This window comes from Oscillibacter sp. (assembly GCF_032060045.1).
GTDB lineage: Bacteria > Bacillota > Clostridia > Oscillospirales > Oscillospiraceae > Oscillibacter.
The window spans coordinates 1-4,407 of record NZ_DAMBZJ010000071.1; the positions used below are offsets into that span (position 1 = coordinate 1).

The window sequence follows — 4,407 nt, forward strand, 5'->3', positions numbered from 1 at the left end:
CACCTCTGGCAGATTGCGTGGATTCTTTATGCCGTTGTACGGTGTTGCCTTAGGACACCCCGGTGAGAAGTTTGAATGTAGCAGCAGTGATATCTTCACCACTGACAAAAAGAATAAGCCCTACGAGGTAGAAGCAAACCGATTTGCAGCATCTTTTTTATTGCCACAGGACAAAATGAAACTGTTTGTTAGTGATGACAACTACGATTTTTCTACTATTAGTGGCATCGCAGCCAACTTTCAAACCTCAATTCCGGCGGCAGCAATTCGTACCATTGTGTTTTTACAAGGAAGTTTTATGGTTGTTTGGGCAGAGAATAGTTTAGTCCAGTGGTCTGTAAGATCACCAAATTGCCAGATAATATTGCCCAAACGACACAGTAAAGTCCCAAGCAAAAGTATTGCACACAAGTGTTTTACAGAGAGTGTTAAGCCGCCACAAAATACATATATCAAAATTCCAAATGAGGCATGGCAAAGCAATTATCAGCAAGAAAAAACACCGTCAAAAGAAATGACAGTGTTCTTCAAAAACTATAATGCGACCCTATCTGTTGTGAAAAGTTGAGAAAAATATTGCAAATAAATTGTTAATAATACACTCTTGCTGTTGACGGCTTGCAAAATCTGTTATAAAATATAATCAGCTTCATACAACATACGGTGTGAAGGAAGAGGATTGTTGTCAAGAGCTGAACGGCATTCTTGCAAATATACTTTATTGCATATTCCAGACCAAGGCTGATTGTGCTACTGACAATACTATTGATAATTACACTGACGATATTCGCAAGAATGCCGTTCAGCTGTTCAATTTCCACAAAGGAGAAAGAATATTGGTAGTTTATCATAAGAAACACCTCCATAGTTGTGATTATATTCATTATAACATAATTATTGATTAACGCAGATTTGGACAGTTGATAGGCACTACATAAGAACTCTTATAGAGGAAAAGTGAATATTAAGTTGATTTTATACCCACCAGTTTAGGAACACTGTCCTCCATGCTGGTGGGTATTGCGATTTTAGGGTGAGATTATGGATATTATAGAATGGAAGAAGAAAAACAGTAAACCTGCGGGATACGCACATTTTGATGCAAAGTTTGGTTTGAATTCTGCATGGGAGTACATAACTAATCCAAATAGCATCGCGTCACACAGCTTTTTCCCTTTCATACATTACGACCAGATTTTCTATAAATTTTCTAAAAAGAACTACGAAAAGGGGAATCCAGAAAAAACAGGCGTAAAAAAGAAAATCCGCCCCATATGTTATTCTGCACACATTGACCGTTGTATTTATCAGTACTATGGTTTTTTACTAAATGAAAAATATAATGAATATGTTGCGAAATACGGATTTTCGGATTCTGTTGTAGCGTATCGCACCAATTTACACAAAAACAATATTCATTTTGCAAAGCAAGCTATTGACTTTATTAGAAATGAAGATTGTAACATTATGGTTGGTGACTTTACTGGATTTTTCGATAATTTAGATCATAAATATCTAAAGAAAAACTTGTGTAAGGTTCTGGGAATCATTACTTTGAGCGAAGATTGGTATGCAGTTTTTAAGAATATAACAAAATATTCAAAATGGGATTTAATGAGCCTTTTGAAAATCAACTCGTTAATAACTAAAGAAGAGTTAGATAGCCTAAAGAAAGCACGTGAAGAAGCTGAAACTGGTAAAACTCGTAAAGCCAGGGAGTGGCTTGCCAAATTAGACGAAAAAATTAAAGCTCTTAATGGACAAGATTTAGTATTAACAAAAGAGCAGTTCAAAAAATACAAAAAGGATTGTATCGAAAAAAATGTGCCGAGTGCAGACGATGAAAACCGGACAATTCGTGGAATACCTCAGGGATCTGCAATTAGTGCAGTTTTGTCAAATGTCTATATGATAGAATTTGACGAAAAAATAGAAAAATATGTGCGGGAGTTGAACGGATTATATCTTAGATATAGTGATGATTTTATTATTATCATTCCCAATAGCTGTGGAGCATCACTGCATAATGTAAAAGAGTTTGTATTTGGTCTTGTAGCCAATACCAGTGGAATTGATCTTCAAACAGATAAAACGCAGCTTTATTCTTATGAAAACAAGACGATAACTAACATCTCACAAGAAAACCACCATTTTACAAGTTATATTGATTATCTTGGATTTATTTTTGATGGAAAAGAAGTAAGAGTAAGACCAAAGACAGTATCTAAATATTATTATCGCATGTATCGCAAGCTGAATTTCATAATTAATAGTGGCGGGCGCACTAAAAATGGGAAAATAATTAGTTGTAATGAGCTATACAATACATACACACAAAAAGGTCGCAACGGGCAATATGATGAATCTCTACTCCCACAAAAAGTAATTAAGAAGGATAAAAATAATCCGTATAAAAGCGGGAATTTTTTCTCTTACGTTGTGAAAGCTGATAGAATATTTAATCCCGCAGACGCTACTATTGTTGAACCTATTACTCGTGATACAAAACGACACATGTTGAAAATCAGGCGAAAAAGAGACGAGATTAAGGGGAAATAGTATTATTGCAACTGCAAATCAAAGAAATCTGGGTGCTGTGAAGATCGAAAGGCTTTGGTTGATAATCGCAAGAAACTTTATAAAGCTATAGTAAGTCAAGATTGCCTTTCGAGTTATATTGACCACACCAGATCATCTTGGAATTATTCCGTTGACGCTAAATTATAAATAGGTGTATCAAAATAAAAAATGCATACCCTATTTGGAGTTTGCGATCCGATCGAATGACACCTTGCGGTTTTCAGGTTGATTGAAAACACGCCTTAGATTGTTAATATCTAAGGCGTGTTTTCGCGTATTCAGTTTGCCTTGACCCTGGGTTCACATGTTGTCTTTATGACTACTCGTATTTTCCCCCGTGGTTTTTTTACGCAGTGTTTGATTTAAAAAGTACGTTCGGATCAAACTAAAGAACAGAATTTACAATTTTTTTTTCGAGTCGTTTTCCGGCGGTTCTTTCGGTTCTTTTTTTCGGGGCCACAGCAGCGAAATGCCGGAAGCCAGCAGGTAAACACCAAAGGGCCTGCGCAGCAGCTCCACATCCACCGCCGTGGCGGTCCATGCGCCCCCAAGGGCAAATACGATTGCCCAGGGAACGGCGCGTTTCAGCGTGGGCTTATCCAAAAATCCGTTTTTCCAGTGAAACACCAGCGCGGCAGCCGCGGTTGGGAGAAAGAACAGCAGATTGATGCCTTGCGCCGTCCGCTGGTCCACGCCCAGAAACAGCGTCATTATCAGCAGCAGCAGTGTGCCCCCGCCCACGCCCCATGCGGAGAGAATGCTGGCTCCCAACCCGCAAAAAAAGGGCAGAAGCCATTTCACAGCAGATACCTCGCCGCTCCATAAAAAAGAAAAACGGCAAACAGCCGCTTGAGCCACTTGGCTGAAATTTTTCCGTAAAGCCGCCCGCCTATAATTCCCCCGGCAAGGCCGCCCAGCAAATATGGCAGGGCGGTTTTCAAGGACAGTTCCGCCCGCAAAAGATACACTCCCGCCGACACCGCGCAGATAGGAAAAATTACCGCCACGCAGGTGGCGTACAACGTTTGTTTTTTCAAGGAGGACCTGCTCATCACCGGAATAAATACCATTCCACCGCCGCCGCCGAACAGGCCGTTTGCAAGCCCGGCTGCCGCGCCCGCGATTTGTCCCCGCCACTTCTCATTCATGTCGGCCACACCCCCTGATTTCTATGTATTCCCGAAGGCAAAGCCTTCGGGAAGCTTGCGGATGGGGCCGCAAGCGGCTGACTTAACGCTGACTTACTTCAGCTTGAAGCTTTCGCAGTCCACGCACTTGCTCTCGGTGGGGTTAGACTCATGGGTGCCCACGGAGATGGCATTCAGCCCGCAGTACTGCTTGTCCTGGCAGTGATGAGCGCAGTTGTTGACAGTGCATTTCACGCTGGTGTTAGGGGTACATTCGCTGCCGCAGTTGGTCATGTCCTTCATCATAAAAAAGCCTCCCGATGAAAAGAGTTTTGAAGGACTGTCGGTTCTGCCGCGATTTTCGACACAACCGACGATCCTTTGGCTTTCGCCGTAAATAGTCTGTGCACGGGTGTTCTTTTTATGCTAAAAAAATTATATGCAAACAGGCTTAAAAACAAAAAGGGGAGGCATCTGCCTCCCGCTTCCCCTTCAAAATTTTATTAAAAACACAGTGTAAGGGTTTGCCGACCATACCATGATTGGAAGATCCGACCCCGGCTACGAAAAGGCCCCGCCTCCTAGCAGTAGCTAGTGGCGGAGCCTCTTCGCAGTGGTATATTACGCGATGGATTTCCTCGCGAGTTTTTACTTTCCGGCCTTGACGGCGCGAATGGCGTCGGTCAGCAGGGGGGCAACC

At 41.6% G+C, this 4,407-nt stretch carries 5 protein-coding genes; 2 read left to right on the forward strand and 3 right to left on the reverse strand.

The genetic code is table 11. From position 1 onward, the window contains the following. Positions 1 to 568 (forward strand): ImmA/IrrE family metallo-endopeptidase (locus tag RT018_RS15565; protein ID WP_312943226.1); only part of this gene is annotated, 568 nt, incomplete at its 5' end. Between the two features lie 473 nt (positions 569 to 1,041). Further along, complete coding sequence (locus RT018_RS15570) at positions 1,042 to 2,559, forward strand: reverse transcriptase/maturase family protein (RefSeq protein WP_312943227.1); 1,518 nt, start codon at positions 1,042 to 1,044, stop codon at positions 2,557 to 2,559. Positions 2,560 to 2,979: 420 nt separating this feature from the next. On the opposite strand, the gene RT018_RS15575 is transcribed toward RT018_RS15570, so the two are convergent. The 3 genes from RT018_RS15575 to RT018_RS15585 form a co-directional block, all read right to left on the reverse strand. Next, complete coding sequence (locus RT018_RS15575) at positions 2,980 to 3,381, reverse strand: sulfite exporter TauE/SafE family protein (RefSeq protein ID WP_312943228.1); 402 nt, start codon at positions 3,379 to 3,381, stop codon at positions 2,980 to 2,982. Next, entirely contained in the window at positions 3,378 to 3,728 is a 351-nt protein-coding gene (locus tag RT018_RS15580; protein ID WP_312943229.1) for a TSUP family transporter, read from the reverse strand. The genes RT018_RS15575 and RT018_RS15580 overlap by 4 nt, the downstream gene beginning before the upstream one ends. A gap of 93 nt (positions 3,729 to 3,821) precedes the next feature. Then, positions 3,822 to 4,013 carry a DUF1540 domain-containing protein gene (locus RT018_RS15585; protein ID WP_312943230.1) on the reverse strand — a complete coding sequence of 64 codons (192 nt, stop codon included), beginning with the start codon at positions 4,011 to 4,013 and terminating at the stop codon, positions 3,822 to 3,824. Positions 4,014 to 4,407: the final 394 nt, after the last annotated feature.